Origin of the sequence: Pseudoxanthomonas sp. z9 (assembly GCF_006542425.1) — a bacterium.
Taxonomy (GTDB): Bacteria; Pseudomonadota; Gammaproteobacteria; order Xanthomonadales; family Xanthomonadaceae; genus Pseudoxanthomonas_A.
Window position 1 is genome coordinate 180,680 of sequence record NZ_VFID01000016.1, and the last position, 16,501, is coordinate 197,180.

A 16,501-nucleotide genomic window follows, 5' to 3' on the forward strand; every position below is an offset into this window, starting at 1 on the left:
CAGGCCGGGGCCGTGTGCTATTCTCCGACCGAGTCCGCCTAGCGGGCAGGGTGACCGAGTAATCGAAGCATGAGCGAAGACCGTCAGGGCCGTACCGGCGACAGCAGCAAGATCCTGTATTGCTCGTTCTGCGGCAAGAGCCAGCATGAAGTCCGCAAGTTGATCGCGGGTCCCAGCGTGTTCATCTGTGATGAATGCGTGGAGCTGTGCAACGACATCATCCGCGAGGAACTCGAGGAGAAGGCGCAGTCCGCCCGCAGCCACCTGCCCAAGCCGCGCGAGATCCTGGAAGTCCTGGATCAGTACGTGATCGGCCAGCAGCGCGCCAAGCGCACCCTGGCGGTGGCGGTCTACAACCACTACAAGCGCATCGAGAGCCGGCAGAAGAACGACGACGTCGAACTGGCCAAGTCGAACATCCTGCTGGCCGGCCCGACCGGTTCCGGCAAGACCCTGCTGGCCGAGACTTTGGCCCGCCTGCTCAACGTGCCGTTCACCATCGCCGACGCCACCACGCTGACCGAAGCCGGTTACGTGGGCGAGGACGTGGAGAACATCATCCAGAAGCTGCTGCAGAAGTGCGACTACGACGTCGAGAAGGCGCAGCAGGGCATCGTCTACATCGATGAAATCGACAAGATTTCGCGCAAGAGCGAAAACCCGTCGATCACCCGCGACGTGTCCGGCGAAGGCGTGCAGCAGGCACTGTTGAAGCTGATCGAAGGCACCGTCGCCAGCGTGCCGCCGCAGGGCGGTCGCAAGCACCCGCAGCAGGAATTCCTGCAGGTGGACACCAAGAACATATTGTTCATCTGCGGCGGCGCGTTCGCCGGCCTGGACAAGATCATCCAGCAGCGTTCCACCGAGGCGAGCGGGATTGGCTTCGGCGCCAAGGTCCGCAGCGCCGAGCGCAAGACCGAGACCGGCAAGCTGCTGTCCGAGGTCGAGCCGGAAGATCTGATCAAGTTCGGCCTGATCCCCGAGTTCGTCGGCCGCCTGCCGGTGGTCGCGACCCTGGAGGAGCTGGACGAGCCGGCCCTGGTCAAGATCCTCACCGAACCCAAGAACGCCATCACCAAGCAGTTCAAGAAGCTGTTCGACATGGAAGGCGTGGAACTGGAGTTCCGTGCGGACGCGCTGTCGGCGATTGCCCGCAAGGCGCTCAAGCGCAAGACCGGCGCGCGTGGCCTGCGCACCATCGTCGAGTCGGTCCTGCTGGACACCATGTACGACCTGCCGTCGCTGGAAAACGTCAGCAAGGTGGTGGTGGACGAATCGGTCATCGAGCATAAATCCGAGCCGTACCTGATCTACCAGAATCCGCCGGCCCAGAAGGTCGCCGCCGCGGAATGAAGCGAGGCCGAGCATTCGGCGCAAGTGATTGATTCAATTAACATTTTGAGGTTGCACTTGCATCCTCCCGACAATGGCCCCATAACGGGGCCATTGGCTTTTTTGGCCTCCGTAATTCCGCATCCGCTGGAGCCCCCATGCCCCGCCGTACCCCCACTGAAGTTCTCGACCTGCCGGTCCTGCCGCTACGCGACGTAGTGGTGTTCCCGCACATGGTCATTCCCCTGTTCGTCGGCCGCGACAAGTCCATGCGCGCGCTGGAACAGGCCATGGAAGCGGACAAGCGCATCCTGCTGCTGGCCCAGAAGTCAGCCGAGACCGACGATCCGGTGGCCGCCGATCTCTACAGCATCGGCACCCTGGCCCAGGTCCTGCAGTTGCTGAAGCTCCCGGACGGCACCATCAAGGTGCTGGTCGAAGGCGTTTCCCGCGTGAAGGTGTCCAACGTCGTCGAGCGCGACGGTTCGCTGTACGGCGAGGGCGAGGAAATCGAATCCACCGAAGGCCGCGAGCCGCGCGAAATCGAAGCGGTGGCGCGTTCGCTGATGGGCCTGTTCGAACAGTACGTCAAGACCAACCGCAAGCTGCCGCCGGAACTGCTGCAGACACTGGCCGGCATCGATGAGCCCGGTCGCCTGGCTGACACCATTGCCGCCCACCTGGGCGTGCGCCTGAGCGACAAGCAGCGCCTGCTGGAAACCATCGGCATCGGCGAACGACTGGAACTGCTGGTCGGCTTCGTCGATGGCGAAATCGACGTGCAGCAACTGGAAAAGCGCATCCGCGGCCGGGTCAAGTCGCAGATGGAGAAGAGCCAGCGCGAGTACTACCTCAACGAGCAGATGAAGGCGATCCAGAAGGAACTGGGCGAGCTCGACGACGCGCCGAACGAGCAGGAAGAACTGGCCCGCAAGATCGCCGAAGCCGGCATGCCCAAGGCGGTGGAAACCAAGGCCAAGAACGAACTCAACAAGCTCAAGCAGATGTCGCCGATGTCCGCCGAGGCGGCGGTCGTGCGCAACTACCTGGACTGGCTGCTGGGCGTGCCGTGGAAGAAGCGCAGCAAGGTTCGCAAGGATCTGAAGGTCGCGCAGGAAACCCTGGACGCCGATCATTACGGCCTGGACAAGGTCAAGGAACGGATCCTCGAGTACCTCGCGGTGCAGTCGCGCGTGCAGAAGATGCGCGGCCCGATCCTGTGCCTGGTCGGACCGCCGGGCGTGGGCAAGACCTCGCTAGGCCAGTCAATCGCCAAGGCGACCAACCGCAAGTTCGTGCGCATGTCGCTGGGCGGCGTGCGCGACGAGGCCGAGATCCGGGGCCACCGCCGCACCTACGTGGGTTCGATGCCGGGCCGCATCGTGCAGAACCTCAACAAGACCGGCAGCAAGAATCCGCTGTTCGTGCTGGATGAAATCGACAAGATGTCGATGGACTTCCGTGGCGATCCCTCGTCGGCGCTGCTGGAAGTGCTGGATCCGGAGCAGAACAGCGCCTTCAACGATCACTACCTGGAAGTGGATCTGGACCTGTCCGAAGTGATGTTCGTCGCGACCTCCAACTCGCTCAACATCCCCGGCCCGTTGCTGGATCGCATGGAAGTCATCCGCATCCCGGGCTATACCGAGGATGAGAAGCTCAACATCGCCCTGCGCTACCTGCTGCCCAAGCAGATCAAGGCCAACGGCCTGAAGCCGGAAGAGCTCACGATCGCCGAGGACGCCATCCGCGACCTGGTGCGTTACTACACGCGCGAATCCGGCGTGCGCAACCTGGAACGCGAAATCGCCAAGATCTGCCGCAAGGTGGTCAAGGAAATCGCGCTGGCCGGCCCGCAGCCGGCCAGGAAAAAGAAAAAGGGCGCGCTGGTGCAGGTCAGTTCGAAGAACCTGGACAAGTATTCCGGCGTGCGCCGCTTCGATTTCGGTCGCGCCGAGGAGCAGAACGAGATTGGCCTGGTCACCGGGCTGGCCTGGACCGAAGTAGGCGGCGATCTGCTGCAGATCGAAGTCGCGCTGGTGCCGGGCAAGGGCCTGCTGACCTTGACCGGCCAGTTGGGCGACGTGATGAAGGAATCCGCGGCCGCCGCGATGTCGGTGGTGCGCGCGCGCGCCACCGCGCTGGGCATCGATGCCGAGTACCTGCAGAAGCACGACGTGCACCTGCACGTGCCCGATGGCGCGACGCCGAAGGATGGCCCGAGCGCGGGCGCCGCGATGGTGACCGCACTGGTCTCCACGCTGACCCGCACGCCGGTGCGGGCCGACGTGGCGATGACCGGCGAGATCACCTTGCGCGGACGCGTATCCGCCATCGGTGGCCTGAAGGAGAAACTGCTGGCGGCGCTGCGCGGCGGCATCACCACCGTGATCATCCCGGAAGAGAACCGCAAGGATCTCGCCGACATTCCCGCCAACGTCACCCAGGGCCTGAAGATCGTGCCGGTCCGCTGGATCGATGAGGTGCTGGATCTCGCGCTGGAACGGCCACTGGCGCCCGCCGCGGCACCGGCCGAGGGGGGCAAGCCGCGGCGCGTGCCGGCCCGCCGCAAGGCGCCCGTGCAGCCCGACGTCAAGCACTGAATCGCGGCACACGCGGAAGGTAAAAAAGCCGCAAAACCCGCGTCATTATTGGGTTTTCGGCTTGCGTGCCTGTATACCCGCTGGTATAACGGCGTCACCCGCAAACATGATGAGCATCGTTCTCGTCGTGTTCGTGGAAGACGATCGGAAGCGCGTGACGATCAGATTCCCGCGCATTCCGGTTACACATTCCGCGGTTGTTCCGCAAAAGGAGTTTCTACATGAACAAAACCGAATTGGTTGATGCCGTCGCCGACGAAGCCGAAATGTCCAAGGCTGAAGCTGGACGTGCCGTCGACGCCGTGATTTCCAGCATCACCAAGGCCCTGAAGAAGGGCGATAGCGTGACCCTCGTGGGCTTCGGCACCTTCCAGGTGCGCAAGCGCGCCGCCCGTACCGGCCGCAACCCGAAGACCGGCGACACCATCAAGATCAAGGCTTCCAAGAATCCCGCTTTCAAGGCTGGCAAAGCCCTGAAGGATGCCGTAAACTAATTGGCTCGCTGCTGCCGAGTGAGTCCGGTCGGTTGAACGGGTGCTTAGCTCAGCGGTAGAGCGTCGCCCTTACAAGGCGAGGGTCGGGGGTTCGAAACCCTCAGCACCCACCAAACCGGACCAACTGTTTTAGTTTCCGCGGAGTGGTAGTTCAGTCGGTTAGAATGCTGGCCTGTCACGCCGGAGGTCGCGGGTTCGAGTCCCGTCCACTCCGCCACGAACATGAAAAACCCCTGAGAAATCAGGGGTTTTTTGTTGCCTGACGATTGCGGAAACGCGTTGATGCGACTGTTCCTTGTTTCCAGCCATCGGATCGATGCAGGCGGGGAGCGAGCGCGGCGGCTGGGCGTCCCGCAGGGACCGCGCCTCTTTTTGGCTTCGTCAGTCAGGCCGGGTGGATGCGCGGTACTCGCGCCCCTGCAAATCGATGTAGAACTCACGGCCTCCTGCGCGCACGCGGGCGAGCCCGTCGCGAAACCTGAACTCGCCCTCATACCGGAACGGGATGATCAGTTGTCCGCGCGTATCGAGGGCTCCCCATTGCTTCTGCCCATTGCTGGCCGCGATAAGAGTCTCTCCCCAAGGCGAAACCTCGCTCAGGCCGCAATGGAGCTCAACCCCCGCGTGATCGAGGATGCAGCGGGTGTCGTCGTCGCGTCGTACGACCAGCAGGCGGAGCGGCAGATCGGGAGAGGTATATTTCAGGTACTCGAAGCTTGGCCGATCCGCGGTCACGACTTCCACGTTGCGCGCCGCATCCAGGATGCCCCAGCCCCGCGCGCGGTGAACCACGAAAAGGTGGTCGTACTGATATCGCAGATCGTCATAGATGCCGAACGGGACGATGTGGCCGCCATCGGCACCCAGCACGCCGACACTCTTGCCGTCCGGAGCCCGCACCACGCGAAGTTTTAGGGAATCCGAGGACGGCTCCCGGATACGGCTGGATGCCACGTCATAGCGATCGGGATAGTCGCCGCCACAGGATCGTGTGTGGCCTTCCGGAGAGATGAGATAACACTTCCGGCTTCCTGCGGAATGAAACGGATTCAGATCGATGAATCCACTTCGGGTCGACGGTTTGACGATGGCGGCCCAGGCCTCGCCGTCCCTGAATGGCCTGGCTTCGGTGAAACGCGGACGCACGATCCAACGACCCCGCCGGTCGATGTAGCCCCATTTTCCGCCCGATTTCACCGCGGCCCGGCCTTCGGTAAACGGCTGTGCATCCTCAAAGGTCCCTGGGAACGGGGCCTGCCCATGGCCATCGACAAAACCGAACCGGCCATCGGCATGCAGATAGGGGATGAGGAACGTTGCGGCGCTCACCGGATGTCCGGTCTCGGCGGCGCCATCGCTGGAGTGACCGGAGGCCATCATCGAGAGGGGCAGGAATAGCCAGGTGAGGAGTCGAAGCCGGCGAGAGGAGGGCATGACAGGAGCAATGGCAGTGCGATCAGCGCTTGATTCTATCGGGATGATTCCGGGGCCTCTTTGCGTTGTTAGTTCTCAAGTGCTGATGGATGCTGTCGGTCGCGTCGAGGAACCTGTTGCTCACGCAGGCGGGAAGCAGGCGAGCGAACCGGCTCCGGTTCCGCTGTAACCCCGGGAAGCACTCGCCACCGCCCCGTGGGACTCCCGGTTCTGGGGACGGACCGGTGGCGTTCGCGTGGGCGCGCTGCGACCCACGCGAACATGGTGTGCCGGTGAGAGGGGAGGTGCGCACGACGGTCGGGTACGGACGACAGGGGACCGATGACGACCAATCCCGGGACGAAGAAGGTCGGGTGGATCCATTCGCGGGGGAGCGCGTGGCAGGGATGAGGTTGAACGCACGCTGGCGACCCGCGATCGCCGTTCCTGGGCATCCCCCCGGGTCGCCGGAAGCGCGGCGGAAGGCGATCCACGGCGCCCCGTGGACGCCTGACAGCATGGGCAGGGAGAGGCGGCGAGCCTCGGCACGACGCCGATGCGGGACCGAACCTGAAAATCTGCCCGGCCGGTCTGGCACAAATCCCGGAAGCCCCGTACAATGGTCGACTCAGCGCGGAGTGGTAGTTCAGTCGGTTAGAATGCTGGCCTGTCACGCCGGAGGTCGCGGGTTCGAGTCCCGTCCACTCCGCCAGTTATCCCGGAAAGCCCGCGAAAGCGGGCTTTCTGCTTTTCCGGGGACCGCTGCCCATGGTCGTGGATGAACGGGGCAGGGCGTTACGCCCGGTTTGCGGCGAACCACCGCGAAGCGCGGTAAACTGCCCGGCTACTGAAATCGAGCCACGCATCGATGCTGCAAAAACTCCGCGATAAGACATCCGGGTGGATCGCCACCCTCATCCTGGGCCTGCTGATCATCCCGTTCGCCTTTGTCGGCGTGAACGAGTACATGACCGGCGGCACGGCCAATGATGTCGCGACCGTCGAGGCGCCGCCCACCTGGTGGAAGTCCGCGCCGAACTGGTGGCCGGTGTCCAGGCTGTGGCAGCGCAAGGAAATCACGGTCGACGAATTCCGCACGACCTTCGAGGCCGCGCGCCAGCAGCAGCGCCAGATGCTGGGCGAGAACTTCGACGCGCGCGAGTTCGAGAGCAAGGAGAACAAGCTCAAGATCCTGGAGCAATTGATCAACCAGCGCGTGCTGGCGTTGGCCTCCGAGCGTGCCGGCATCGTGATCGGCGATGCAGCGGTCAACCAGGCCATCGCCGCGGAACCGGCCTTCCAGGTCGACGGCAAATTCAATGCCGAACGCTACCAACTGGTGCTGGCTTCGCAGGTGCCGGCGCTGTCGCCACTGAAATTCCAGGAGCAGGAACGCGAGCGCCAGAAGATGATGGTGATGCCCGAGGGCATCGGCACCTCCGATTTCGTCACCAAGGGCGAGCTGGATCGGCTGTTCAAGCTGCTGGCGCAGACCCGCGACGTGGGCCTGGCGCTGGTGCCGCCGGCCGCGCCGGATACCACGCCGGTGTCCGATGCCGACATCCAGAAGTGGTACGACGGCCACAAGGCCGAGTACCGCCAGCCGGAAACGGTCTCGCTGGAGTATGTCGAAGTCAACGGCGCGACCCTGCCGGGCGCCGCGGCGCCGGACGAGGCGACCCTGCGCAAGCGCTATGAAACCGAGAAGAACCGCTTCGTGGCGCCGGAACAGCGCGTGGTGTCGCACATCCTGATCGGCGCGCCGGCCGGTGCCGACGCCGCGACCTTGAAGAAGGCCGAGGACAAGGCCGCCGCGCTGGCCGCGCAGGCCAGGCAGGGTGCTGACTTCGCCGCGCTGGCCAAGGCCAATTCGGAAGATCCGGGTTCCAAGGACACCGGCGGCTTGCTGCCGGCGTTCGCGCGCGACGGATCGATGGTCAAGCCGTTCGAGGACGCCGCGTTCGCCATGCAGGCCGGCGAGATCCGGGGCCCGGTCAAGAGCGACTTCGGCTATCACGTGCTGAAGCTCAACGAGATCAAGCCGGGCCAGGGCAAGAGCTTCGAGGAAGTCCGCGACGAACTCGCCCGCGAGCAGGGCACCGCCGACGCCGAGCGTGCGTACAACGAGCTGGCCGGCAAGCTGGTCAACGAAGTGCTGAAGAATCCCACCGCGCTGGAGCCGGCCGCGAAGGCCGTCGGCCTGCCGGTGCAGAAGATCGGGCCGTTCTCGCGTGCCAACGCCAGCGGTATCGCCGCCAACCCGGCGGTGCTGCGCAGCGCGTTCTCCGATACGCTGGTGCAGGACGGCACGGTCAGCGATCCGATCGAGATCGCGCCCAGCCACAGCGTGGTGATCCGCGTGGTCGGCCACACGCCGGAGCAGCCGCAGCCGCTGGCCCAGGTCCGCGACGCGGTGATCGCCGCGATTCGCGCCGATCGCCAGGAGAAGGCCACCGCCGCCGCCGCCGACGCGGTGCTGGCGCGCATCGCCAAGGGCGAGACGCTGCAGGCGATCGCCACTGCCGACAAGCTCCAGTTCAACGAAATGCCGGGCATGCCGCGCGGCATGCCGGTACCGACCGCGGAAGGCAACGAGGCGATCTTCGCGGTGCCGCGTCCGGCGGCCGGCAAGGCGTCGACCGGCAAGGTCGCGCTGGGCGGCGGTGCGTTCGCCGTGTTCGCGGTCACCAAGGTCACCGACGGCGATGCCGCGCAGGTGCCGGCCGAGCAGCGCGATGGCATGAAGCAGCAGTTGATCCAGTTGGGCGGAGGTGCCGCCGCCCAGGGTTTCATCGACGCCATGCGCAAGCAGTACAAGGTCACCGTGATGGAAGATCGCCTGTAAGCGTTCGACCGACGCAGTAAAGAAAAAGCCCGGCAAATGCCGGGCTTTTTCATGGAGCAACGGCTGCCGCATCACGTTGGCGGGTGCCGGCATGCCAATGAAACATCCGCAAGACATCCTGGCCTTCGACTCAGCCCTCGCACGGGAGCATCCCTTCCTCTGCGGACAGGGACGGGCGTGCGAAGAATCCAGTGATCGCGCAGGCTGCCGTTCGCGATCGGGAAGCGCCCGGCGTGTCGTGTCAGGGCCGGTTTTCGTCCAGCGCCAGCACCATGCCCGGGCGCAGGATGGCATCGGATTTCAGGCCATTGCGCGACAGCAACTGCTGGGGCTTGAGGCCGTAACGTCGCGCAATGGTCCAGGCGGATTCGCCGGCGCGAACGGTGTGCGAGCGCCGGGATGCGCTGGCGACGGTGGTGTCCCTCGACGGTGGCGAAGCGCCCGCGGCGCCGATGCCGGTGGCGGACGGACCGGGCGCAGGCTCCGTTTCGAACGACGTATCGGCGAGTTGGGGAGAGGACGCCAACGTCGCGATGCCCCGGGAATCGGGAGCGAGAATCCTGACCGGCTTGTCCAGGCGCGGGACGCCTTTGCCCAATGCCGGATTCAGCCGCTTGAGCAGCACGCTGTCGTGACCGTTGGCGTCCGCCCAGCGCTCCAGGCTGGCGGCATCGCGGGGCAGGGCGTGCGCGGACAGGCGAGGCACCGGACGGTCCAGCCGTTTCAGCCACTCGCCACGATCGTCGGCCTGTTCGAAGATGCAGGCCAACGCGTGCAGTTTCTCCACATAGGCGTAGGTGATGCTGGACAGGCCGGGCAGTTCGGCCGGCCGCGCGTTCTGCGCGTTCATGCCGGCGCGGCGCATCGACTGCAGCACGCGGTATTCGCCGGCGTTGTAGGCCATCACGGCCAGCCGCCAATCGCCGCCGAACATGCCGTACAGGGTCTTGAGGTAGCGTACCGCGGCCTGGGTCGAATCCACCGGCGAAAGCCGGCCGTCGTAACTTTCCCGTACCGGCACGCCATGGTTGCGTGCGGTCACGCCGATGAACTGCCACAAGCCCGCGGGACCGCTGGCATTGCGCGCGCCGGGCTTGTAGCCGCTTTCCACGAAGGGAATGAGCGCGAACTCGGTGGGTAGATGCGCCTCGCGCAGCGCGTCCACGACGTAGCCGAACAGCGGCAGCACGTCGTCGGATTTGACCAGTTGGCTCGGCGCGTGGGCGAAGTGTTTCTTCCAGCGCGGGCCGGTGGCGGCGGCATCGCATTGCGGTTCGGCGAGTCCGGCGCGGAAACGCTGGTAGATCTCCAGCCCGCTTTCCTGCTGGCTGGGCGGCACGGTGACCAGTTCGATCGGGGGCGCCGAAGACTGGCTTGCCCGTGCCGGCGACAGTGCCAGGCCCAGACTGGTGCAGCAGGCCAGCGCGAGCAGGCCGGCTCGCAGGCCGGGAAACGGGCCAGGAAGCGGGCCGCGCCGGCTCATGCGCGGAACTGGTCCTTCCAGCGCCGCAGTTCGGCGAAGGTCTCGACCCGGTCGGCGGGCACGCGGCCCAGCCGGTGCGCCACGGCCGCGCGCACGGCCTCGCTGTCCACCCGCAGGAACGGGTTGGTCGCGGTTTCCTGGGCCAGGGTCGACGGCAGGGTCGGACGGCCGGCTTGGCGCATGGCGTGGACTTCCTCGGTTCTGCGACGCAACGCCTCGTTGGCGGGATCCACCGTGCGGGCGAACGCGGCGTTGGCCAGGGTGTACTCGTGGCCGCAGCAGACGGCGGTCGAGCCGGGCAGGGCGGCCAGGCGGTCCAGCGAGCCCAGCATCTGGGACGGCGTACCTTCGAACATCCGCCCACAGCCCAGGCTGAACAAGGTATCACCGCAGAACAGGTGGTCCTGGTCCTGGCCCCCGCCCAGATAGGCGATGTGGCTGCGGGTATGGCCCGGCACCGCCAGCACCTCCAGGCGCCAGTTCTTCAGCCTCACCCGGGCACCATCGCCCACCCGCACGCAGTCGAAGGGAATCCGCTCGTCCTCCGGTGCGTAGACCGGCAGGGTCGGCCAGCGGGCGCGCAGCGCGGCCACGCCGCCGATATGGTCGTTGTGGTGATGGGTCAGCAGGACCGCCGCGGGCCACAGGCCCTGGTCGGCGGCGGCCAGCACCGGTGCGGCGTCCCCGGGGTCCACGATCAGCGCGTCGCCGTCGTCGTCGGCCAGCGCCCAGATGTAGTTGTCGTCGAAGGCGGGCAGGGCGGTCAGGCGCATGGGCGATGGTTTTGGGGAGGGACGCTGGAAGGGTCGTCCACTACAATCCCGAACATGCCTGCCTTCGAGTTCAGCCGTCAACCCGATGCCCTGGCATGGTTCGGTGCCGGGCGCGGGCAGGCCCTGCTGGCGGCCGAGACCGTTGCCGCCGGCCAATGGCTGACGCTGCGGCCGGCCCAGCCCGCGCTGTGGCTCTCCCCCGAGGCGCCTCGCCCGCCGGTCGTGCTCCACGGCTTCAGCCGGCAGTTGTGGCTGTGGCGGCATCCGGACGGCTTCAGCGGCGATCTGCGCTGCGAACTGCCCCTGCCGCTGCCCAGCGAGGCCTTCGGCAGCATCGTTGTCCAGCACGTACCGGAGGCCGGTTCGGCGACCGATCTGCTGGGCGAGTGCGCGCGCGTGCTCGCTCCCGGCGGACGCCTGCGGCTGTACACGCTCAACCCCATCAGCCCGTACCGGTGGCGCTGGCGCGGCACCGCCCTGCGGGTCCGCGATGCCGCCGGCTGGCAGGGCGCGCTTCGCCAGGCCGGCCTGCACCCGCTCGCCGCCGTCGCCGGCTACCAGGGGCCGCTGCTACGCGGCACCGCGATGGCGCCGCATCTTTCCTCCAACCGGTTCCGCGCGGTCTGCGTGCTGGAAGCCGAAAAACGCGTCGCCGCCCTGATTCCGCCCGCGCCGGCCCGGCGCGGCTGGAACACCGGCGCGGCGCACGCCTGAACCCAAAAAGCACAGGAAGCAATGAAGCAGATTTCCATCCACACCGACGGCTCCTGCCTGGGCAATCCCGGGCCCGGGGGCTGGGCCGCCCTGCTGCGCTACCAGAAGAAGGAGCGCGAACTTTCCGGGGGCGAAGCCCAGACCACCAACAACAGGATGGAGCTGATGGCGGCCATCGTCGCGTTGGAGACGCTGACCGAAAGCTGCAACATCGCGCTGTACATCGATTCGCAGTATGTGCGCCAGGGCATCACCGAGTGGATGCCCAACTGGGTGCGACGCAACTGGAAGACCGCCGCCGGCGAGCCGGTCAAGAACCGCGATCTGTGGGAGCGCCTGCACGAGGCCACCCGGCGCCATCGCATTGAATGGCACTGGGTGAAGGGCCACAACGGGGATCCGGACAACGAACGCGTTGATCAGCTGGCGCGCATGCAGGCGCTCAGGTTCCGAGACGGCGGCGCGGTAAAGTAAGCGGCATGAATCTTTCACCCGTGCTCGAAACCGAGCGCCTGCGCCTGTTCGAGCTGTCGGAGCACGCGCCCGGCGATACCGCCTTCGTGCTGGAACTGCTCAACGATCCGGATTTCCTCCGCTACATCGGCGACCGCGGGGTGCACTCGCTGGCGCAGGCCGCCGACTACCTGCGCGACGGACCGGTGGCGAGCTACCGGCTCAACGGTTTCGGCCTGTATCGGGTGGAACGGCGCGAGGACGGCGCGGCGGTGGGCATGTGCGGATTGATCAAGCGGCCCCCGCTGGCGCATCCCGATCTTGGCTACGCCCTGTTGCCGCGTTTTCGCGGCAACGGCTACGTGGCCGAGGCCGCGCGGGCGGTGCTCGCGGCGGCGCGCGAACAGGACATCGCCACCGTGCTGGCGGTGGTGGACCCGGACAACGCGGCCTCGATCCGGACCCTGCGGGACCTGGATTTCGGGTACCGTGAAATGATCCGGCTCGCGGCGGACGACATCGAACTGAAGTTGTTCGCCTGGCAATCAGACAAGCAATAGGCAAGACAGACGCATGCGACAGATCATCCTCGACACCGAAACCACCGGCCTGGAATGGAAGAAGGGCAACCGCATCGTGGAAATCGGTTGTGTCGAACTGCTCGAACGCCGGCCCACCGGCCGCACCTACCACCAGTACATCCATCCGCAGCGCGAGTTCGAGCAGGGCGCGGCGGAGGTCACCGGCCTGAGCCTGGACTTCCTGTCGGACAAGCCGCTCTTCGCGCAGATCGCCGACGAGTTCCTTGCCTTCATCGACGGTGCCGAACTAATCATCCACAACGCCGCGTTCGACGTCGGTTTCCTGGACTATGAGCTGTCGTTGCTGGGCGAAAACTACGGGCGCCTGCTGGACCGGGTGACCGTGGAGGATTCACTGCTGCTGGCGCGCCAGCGCTTCCCGGGGCAGCGCAATTCGCTGGATGCGCTGTGCAAGCGGCTGGGCGTGGACAATACCCACCGCCAGTTGCACGGCGCGCTGCTCGACGCCCAGTTGCTCTGCGATGTCTACCTCGCGTTGACCGCCGGTCAACGGGAAATCGGCTTCGCCGGTCTGGACGAGCCGAGTTCAGGCGCGGCGTTGGCGGCGACCGACTTCAGCGGCATGGCCAGTGGTCCGCGCCCACGCGTGCAGATCGGCGAGGCCGAACAGGCCGCGCACGAGGCCCGCCTGGAAAAACTGCGCAAGAAAGCCGGCAGGGCATTGTGGGATGAACTGGACGCCCCGGCCATGACCGAAACCGCCGTCGCCTGAATCTCGGGGCGGAGCAGGCAACATACCTTGCAGCGCCGAGCTTGCTCGGCGAACCGGGGCGGGAGATCCGAGGGCAAGCGGAGCAAGAAGCTCCGCTCTACGTCAGTGACAACGCACCAGGATGGCGGTGACGTTGTCCGAACCGCCACCGTCCAGGGCCGCGGCGATCAGGCAATCCACGCATTCCTGCGCGCTGCAGTCGGACAGCCTCAGGGTGTCGGCGATGCTGCGATCGTCCACTTCCTCGGTCAGCCCGTCGCTGCACAGCAACAGTTGCATGCCCGGGCGCAGTTCGCCGGTGAGGGTCTCCACGTTGAGATGGGTCGGATCGGTCACGCCCAGCGCCTGGGTCACGACGTTGCGATGCGGATGCGAGCGCGCCTGTTCGCTGGTCAGCGAGCCCTGGGCGATCAGTTCCTGCACGTAGCTGTGGTCCTGGCTCAACTGGGCCAACTGGCCGTCGCGCCACAGATAGGCGCGGCTGTCGCCGACCCAGGCCACCTCGAAACGGTTGCCCTGGACCCGCGCGGCCACCACGGTGGTGCCCATCGGCAGGGTGTCGTTGCGGCGCCGGGAGGTGCGGATGATCTCCTCGTCGGCGATGCGGATGGCCTGGTGCAGCGGCGTCCCGTCGCGGATTTCGCGCACGATGGTCTCGCGCGCCAGCGCGCTGGCCACCTCGCCGCAGGCGTGCCCCCCCATGCCATCGGCCACCAGCCACAGTCCCAGCTCGCTGTCGCCGTAGTAGGTGTCCTCGTTCAGCTCCCTTCTGAGGCCTACGTGGGTGATGTGCCCGAATTCGATCATTGACGTCCTGATGGTGGGAGCGGGGGAGGAAGTTCCCTGCTGGTTGATACGGAATGATCCGGGCGAAACGGACAGCGGGCAAGCAAAAGCGAGCCCGGGAGAGTTTCCGTTCAGTGGGAAACGACGAATCCGGCCGGAATCTTCAGTTTCGGCTTGTCGGAGAAGGGCCCGACCCGTATCATTCACGCCCCCGGCCGCGCGCCGGGGACCACCGGAGAGGTGGCAGAGTGGTTGAATGTACCTGACTCGAAATCAGGCATACGTTAATAGCGTATCGGGGGTTCGAATCCCCCCCTCTCCGCCAGATACGCAAGGGCCCCCGCAAGGGGGCTTTTGCGTATCTGGTGGAATGCGGGGATCTGGAGAGAACCCCGACGGGTTCGACAGAACGGCGCAGCCGTTCTGCACGGCGAAGCCGCCCGCAGGGCGAGGCACGCAGTGCCGAGTGAATCCCCCCTTCTCCGCACGTTACAAGGGCCCCCGCAAGGGGGCTTTTGCGTATTTGGCGGAGTGCGGGGATCTGGAGAGAACCCCGACGGGTTCGACAGAACGGCGCAGCCGTTCTGCACGGCGAAGCCGCCCGCAGGGCGAGGCACGCAGTGCCGAGTGAATCCCCCCTCTCCGCACGTTGCAAGGCCCCCGCAAGGGGGCTTTTGCGTTTCCGGAAGTCTTCAGACTTTGCCGGTCACCGGAATCAATGCGCCGGTGATGGCCGCGGCCGGCTCCGACAGCAGGAAACGGACCACGCCGGCCAGTTGCTCCGGGGTCACCCAGCGCGAAGTGTCGGCGTCCGGCATGTCGGCGCGGTTGGCGGGCGTATCGATGATGCTGGGCAGCAGCGCGTTGACGGTGATGCCGCGATCCTTGAACTCCTCGGCCATCGCCTCGGTCAACCGTGCCACGCCGGCCTTGGAGGCCGCATACGCGCCCATGCCGGTGCCGGCCTTGACCGCGCCGGCCGCGCCGATGTTGACGATGCGGCCGCCACCGGCGGCCAGCAGGAACGGCAGCGTCGCCTGACTGGCGGCCACGGCGGTACGCAGGTTCAGCCGGTAAAGCCGGTCCCAGGTGTCCAGGCTGCCCTCGGCCAGGGTTTCCCAGCGGAAGCCGCCGGCGATGTTCACCAGCGCGTCGATGCCACCGAGCGCCTGGTTGGCCTGCGCCAGCGCGCTCACCGCCGCCTCGGCATCGGCCAGGTCGATACCGCCGAAGGCATGCACGCCGGCGGTGGCTTCGGCGGGAGCCGGCGCGTGATCCAGTGCCGCCACGGTCGCGCCCGAGGCGACCAGCGACCGCACCACCACCCGGCCAAGCGCGCCGAAAGCGCCGGTGACGACAACCCGTTGGGCCGATGAATTCATGGAGGACATCCCGATGCGGAAAGCGACCATGTTAGCGCCGCGCGAGCGGGCGTGTATCCGCCATCCGGTACACTGGCCATCCCGTTTTCGCGGTACCGCACCATGTCCGAAATCCTCGTCCCCGTTTCCTTCGGCGAACTGCTCGACAAGATCGCCATCCTGCAGATCAAGTCCGAGCGGATGAGCGACCCGGCCAAGCTGGCCAACGTGCGCAATGAACTGTCCGCGCTGGAAAAAACCTGGATGGCGCATCCGGCGGCGGTCAACAACATCGGCGAGCTGCGCGCCCAGCTCAAGGCGGTGAACGAGCGCCTGTGGGTGATCGAGGACGACATCCGCGTCAAGGAAAAGGCGCAGGCGTTCGACGAGGAATTCGTCCGCCTGGCGCGCAGCGTCTACTTCGAGAACGACGAGCGCGCGCGCATCAAGAAGGACATCAACCTGGCACTGGGTTCCAGCTACGTGGAAGAGAAGTCCTACCAGGACTACAAGACCGGCGCGGCGCCGTAAGCTCCTGCCGGCGCACCGGGACGCCTGGGCGTCCCGGTGGCCTTGCTCACGAACGCGGACTCTCGACCATCCACGCGGTCAGGCGCCGCACCAGCGGCAGCATCACCAGCAGCGTCGGGAAGGCGATCAGCCAGGACAGTCCCCAGGCACTGAGCCACAGCCATCCCAGGTGCGGATGCAGGCCGGCGCTGCGCAGGGTGCTGATCATCGAGACCACGCAAGTCATCAGCACGGAAAGCAGCAACGGCATCAGCCATTGCGCGCAGCGGGCGGGGAGTTTGCGCGGGATACCGCGCTTGAGGGGTGTTGCGTCGGGTTTCATGACATCTCCGTAAGCCGGTCGATCACAGGCGCCACCCGGGATGGACCGGGGAACAGCCCCGGACGGATCCGGCGGCC

Annotated in this window: 15 protein-coding genes and 4 tRNA genes; 13 read left to right on the forward strand and 6 right to left on the reverse strand. The window is 66.2% G+C overall.

The window, feature by feature from the left end:
• Positions 1–69: 69 nt before the first annotated feature.
• The 5 genes from clpX (at position 70) to FG323_RS18885 (ending at position 4,646) form a co-directional block, all read left to right on the forward strand.
• Positions 70–1,353, forward strand: a complete 1,284-nt coding sequence (gene clpX, locus FG323_RS18865; RefSeq protein WP_141456260.1) for an ATP-dependent Clp protease ATP-binding subunit ClpX — start codon at positions 70–72, stop codon at positions 1,351–1,353.
• A 137-nt stretch (positions 1,354–1,490) separates the two neighbouring features.
• Positions 1,491–3,935 carry an endopeptidase La gene (gene lon, locus FG323_RS18870; protein WP_141456261.1) on the forward strand — a complete coding sequence of 815 codons (2,445 nt, stop codon included), beginning with the start codon at positions 1,491–1,493 and terminating at the stop codon, positions 3,933–3,935.
• Positions 3,936–4,156: 221 nt separating this feature from the next.
• Entirely contained in the window at positions 4,157–4,429 is a 273-nt protein-coding gene (locus FG323_RS18875) for an HU family DNA-binding protein (RefSeq protein WP_141456262.1), read from the forward strand.
• Between the two features lie 38 nt (positions 4,430–4,467).
• Positions 4,468–4,542, forward strand: a tRNA-Val gene (locus FG323_RS18880).
• Between the two features lie 27 nt (positions 4,543–4,569).
• Positions 4,570–4,646: transfer RNA gene (locus FG323_RS18885), tRNA-Asp, on the forward strand.
• A gap of 164 nt (positions 4,647–4,810) precedes the next feature.
• Here the strand turns inward: FG323_RS18885 and FG323_RS18890 are convergent.
• Positions 4,811–5,863, reverse strand: coding sequence for a WG repeat-containing protein (locus tag FG323_RS18890; RefSeq protein WP_141456263.1), 1,053 nt, complete (start codon positions 5,861–5,863; stop codon positions 4,811–4,813).
• Between the two features lie 614 nt (positions 5,864–6,477).
• Between FG323_RS18890 and FG323_RS18895 the strand changes: the two genes are divergently transcribed.
• Positions 6,478–6,554: transfer RNA gene (locus FG323_RS18895), tRNA-Asp, on the forward strand.
• 156 nt (positions 6,555–6,710) lie between these two features.
• Positions 6,711–8,687 (forward strand): peptidyl-prolyl cis-trans isomerase, encoded by a 1,977-nt coding sequence (locus tag FG323_RS18900; protein ID WP_141456264.1) that lies wholly within the window; start codon positions 6,711–6,713, stop codon positions 8,685–8,687.
• A gap of 241 nt (positions 8,688–8,928) precedes the next feature.
• Here FG323_RS18900 and FG323_RS18905 read toward each other — a convergent pair whose 3' ends face one another.
• Complete coding sequence (locus FG323_RS18905) at positions 8,929–10,170, reverse strand: lytic transglycosylase domain-containing protein (protein WP_141456265.1); 1,242 nt, start codon at positions 10,168–10,170, stop codon at positions 8,929–8,931.
• On the reverse strand, positions 10,167–10,943 hold the full coding sequence (gene gloB, locus FG323_RS18910) for a hydroxyacylglutathione hydrolase (protein ID WP_141456266.1): 777 nt from the start codon (positions 10,941–10,943) through the stop codon (positions 10,167–10,169). Before gloB ends, FG323_RS18905 begins: the two co-directional genes overlap by 4 nt.
• Positions 10,944–10,997: 54 nt before the next feature.
• On the opposite strand from gloB, the gene FG323_RS18915 reads away from it, so the two are divergent.
• The 4 genes from FG323_RS18915 to dnaQ are packed head-to-tail and all read left to right on the forward strand — an operon-like array spanning position 10,998 to position 13,424.
• Complete coding sequence (locus FG323_RS18915; RefSeq protein WP_255470233.1) at positions 10,998–11,657, forward strand: class I SAM-dependent methyltransferase; 660 nt, start codon at positions 10,998–11,000, stop codon at positions 11,655–11,657.
• A gap of 21 nt (positions 11,658–11,678) precedes the next feature.
• Complete coding sequence (gene rnhA, locus FG323_RS18920) at positions 11,679–12,131, forward strand: ribonuclease HI (RefSeq protein WP_141456267.1); 453 nt, start codon at positions 11,679–11,681, stop codon at positions 12,129–12,131.
• Positions 12,132–12,136: 5 nt separating this feature from the next.
• Positions 12,137–12,670 carry a GNAT family N-acetyltransferase gene (locus FG323_RS18925; protein ID WP_141456268.1) on the forward strand — a complete coding sequence of 178 codons (534 nt, stop codon included), beginning with the start codon at positions 12,137–12,139 and terminating at the stop codon, positions 12,668–12,670.
• 13 nt (positions 12,671–12,683) lie between these two features.
• The gene (dnaQ, locus tag FG323_RS18930) at positions 12,684–13,424 is read left to right on the forward strand and encodes a DNA polymerase III subunit epsilon (RefSeq protein WP_141456269.1); all 741 of its coding nucleotides are present in this window, start codon (positions 12,684–12,686) and stop codon (positions 13,422–13,424) included.
• A gap of 102 nt (positions 13,425–13,526) precedes the next feature.
• Here dnaQ and FG323_RS18935 read toward each other — a convergent pair whose 3' ends face one another.
• The gene (locus tag FG323_RS18935; RefSeq protein ID WP_141456270.1) at positions 13,527–14,231 is read right to left on the reverse strand and encodes a PP2C family serine/threonine-protein phosphatase; all 705 of its coding nucleotides are present in this window, start codon (positions 14,229–14,231) and stop codon (positions 13,527–13,529) included.
• A gap of 213 nt (positions 14,232–14,444) precedes the next feature.
• Here FG323_RS18935 and FG323_RS18940 point away from each other — a divergent pair.
• Positions 14,445–14,535, forward strand: a tRNA-Ser gene (locus FG323_RS18940).
• A gap of 367 nt (positions 14,536–14,902) precedes the next feature.
• Here the strand turns inward: FG323_RS18940 and FG323_RS18945 are convergent.
• The gene (locus FG323_RS18945) at positions 14,903–15,592 is read right to left on the reverse strand and encodes an SDR family NAD(P)-dependent oxidoreductase (protein WP_141456271.1); all 690 of its coding nucleotides are present in this window, start codon (positions 15,590–15,592) and stop codon (positions 14,903–14,905) included.
• Positions 15,593–15,694: 102 nt separating this feature from the next.
• On the opposite strand from FG323_RS18945, the gene FG323_RS18950 reads away from it, so the two are divergent.
• A complete protein-coding gene (locus FG323_RS18950; RefSeq protein WP_141456272.1) occupies positions 15,695–16,102 on the forward strand; it encodes a DUF6165 family protein in 408 nt (135 codons plus the stop codon).
• Positions 16,103–16,148: 46 nt separating this feature from the next.
• On the opposite strand, the gene FG323_RS18955 is transcribed toward FG323_RS18950, so the two are convergent.
• Positions 16,149–16,424, reverse strand: coding sequence for a DUF2798 domain-containing protein (locus tag FG323_RS18955; protein ID WP_141456273.1), 276 nt, complete (start codon positions 16,422–16,424; stop codon positions 16,149–16,151).
• Between the last annotated feature and the right edge of the window lie 77 nt (positions 16,425–16,501).

Excerpts from the sequence above, each read along its gene's own strand:
- FG323_RS18900 (WP_141456264.1), top strand. The coding sequence starts at position 6,711 with ATGCTGCAAAAACTCCGCGATAAGACATCCGGGTGGATCGCCACCCTC.
- FG323_RS18875 (WP_141456262.1), top strand. The coding sequence starts at position 4,157 with ATGAACAAAACCGAATTGGTTGATGCCGTCGCCGACGAAGCCGAAATG.
- FG323_RS18955 (WP_141456273.1), bottom strand. The coding sequence starts at position 16,424 with ATGAAACCCGACGCAACACCCCTCAAGCGCGGTATCCCGCGCAAACTC.
- FG323_RS18945 (WP_141456271.1), bottom strand. The coding sequence starts at position 15,592 with ATGAATTCATCGGCCCAACGGGTTGTCGTCACCGGCGCTTTCGGCGCG.
- lon (WP_141456261.1), top strand. The coding sequence starts at position 1,491 with ATGCCCCGCCGTACCCCCACTGAAGTTCTCGACCTGCCGGTCCTGCCG.
- FG323_RS18890 (WP_141456263.1), bottom strand. The coding sequence starts at position 5,863 with ATGCCCTCCTCTCGCCGGCTTCGACTCCTCACCTGGCTATTCCTGCCC.
- clpX (WP_141456260.1), top strand. The coding sequence starts at position 70 with ATGAGCGAAGACCGTCAGGGCCGTACCGGCGACAGCAGCAAGATCCTG.
- gloB (WP_141456266.1), bottom strand. The coding sequence starts at position 10,943 with ATGCGCCTGACCGCCCTGCCCGCCTTCGACGACAACTACATCTGGGCG.
- FG323_RS18935 (WP_141456270.1), bottom strand. The coding sequence starts at position 14,231 with ATGATCGAATTCGGGCACATCACCCACGTAGGCCTCAGAAGGGAGCTG.
- FG323_RS18915 (WP_255470233.1), top strand. The coding sequence starts at position 10,998 with ATGCCTGCCTTCGAGTTCAGCCGTCAACCCGATGCCCTGGCATGGTTC.
- FG323_RS18905 (WP_141456265.1), bottom strand. The coding sequence starts at position 10,170 with ATGAGCCGGCGCGGCCCGCTTCCTGGCCCGTTTCCCGGCCTGCGAGCC.
- FG323_RS18925 (WP_141456268.1), top strand. The coding sequence starts at position 12,137 with ATGAATCTTTCACCCGTGCTCGAAACCGAGCGCCTGCGCCTGTTCGAG.
- rnhA (WP_141456267.1), top strand. The coding sequence starts at position 11,679 with ATGAAGCAGATTTCCATCCACACCGACGGCTCCTGCCTGGGCAATCCC.
- FG323_RS18950 (WP_141456272.1), top strand. The coding sequence starts at position 15,695 with ATGTCCGAAATCCTCGTCCCCGTTTCCTTCGGCGAACTGCTCGACAAG.
- dnaQ (WP_141456269.1), top strand. The coding sequence starts at position 12,684 with ATGCGACAGATCATCCTCGACACCGAAACCACCGGCCTGGAATGGAAG.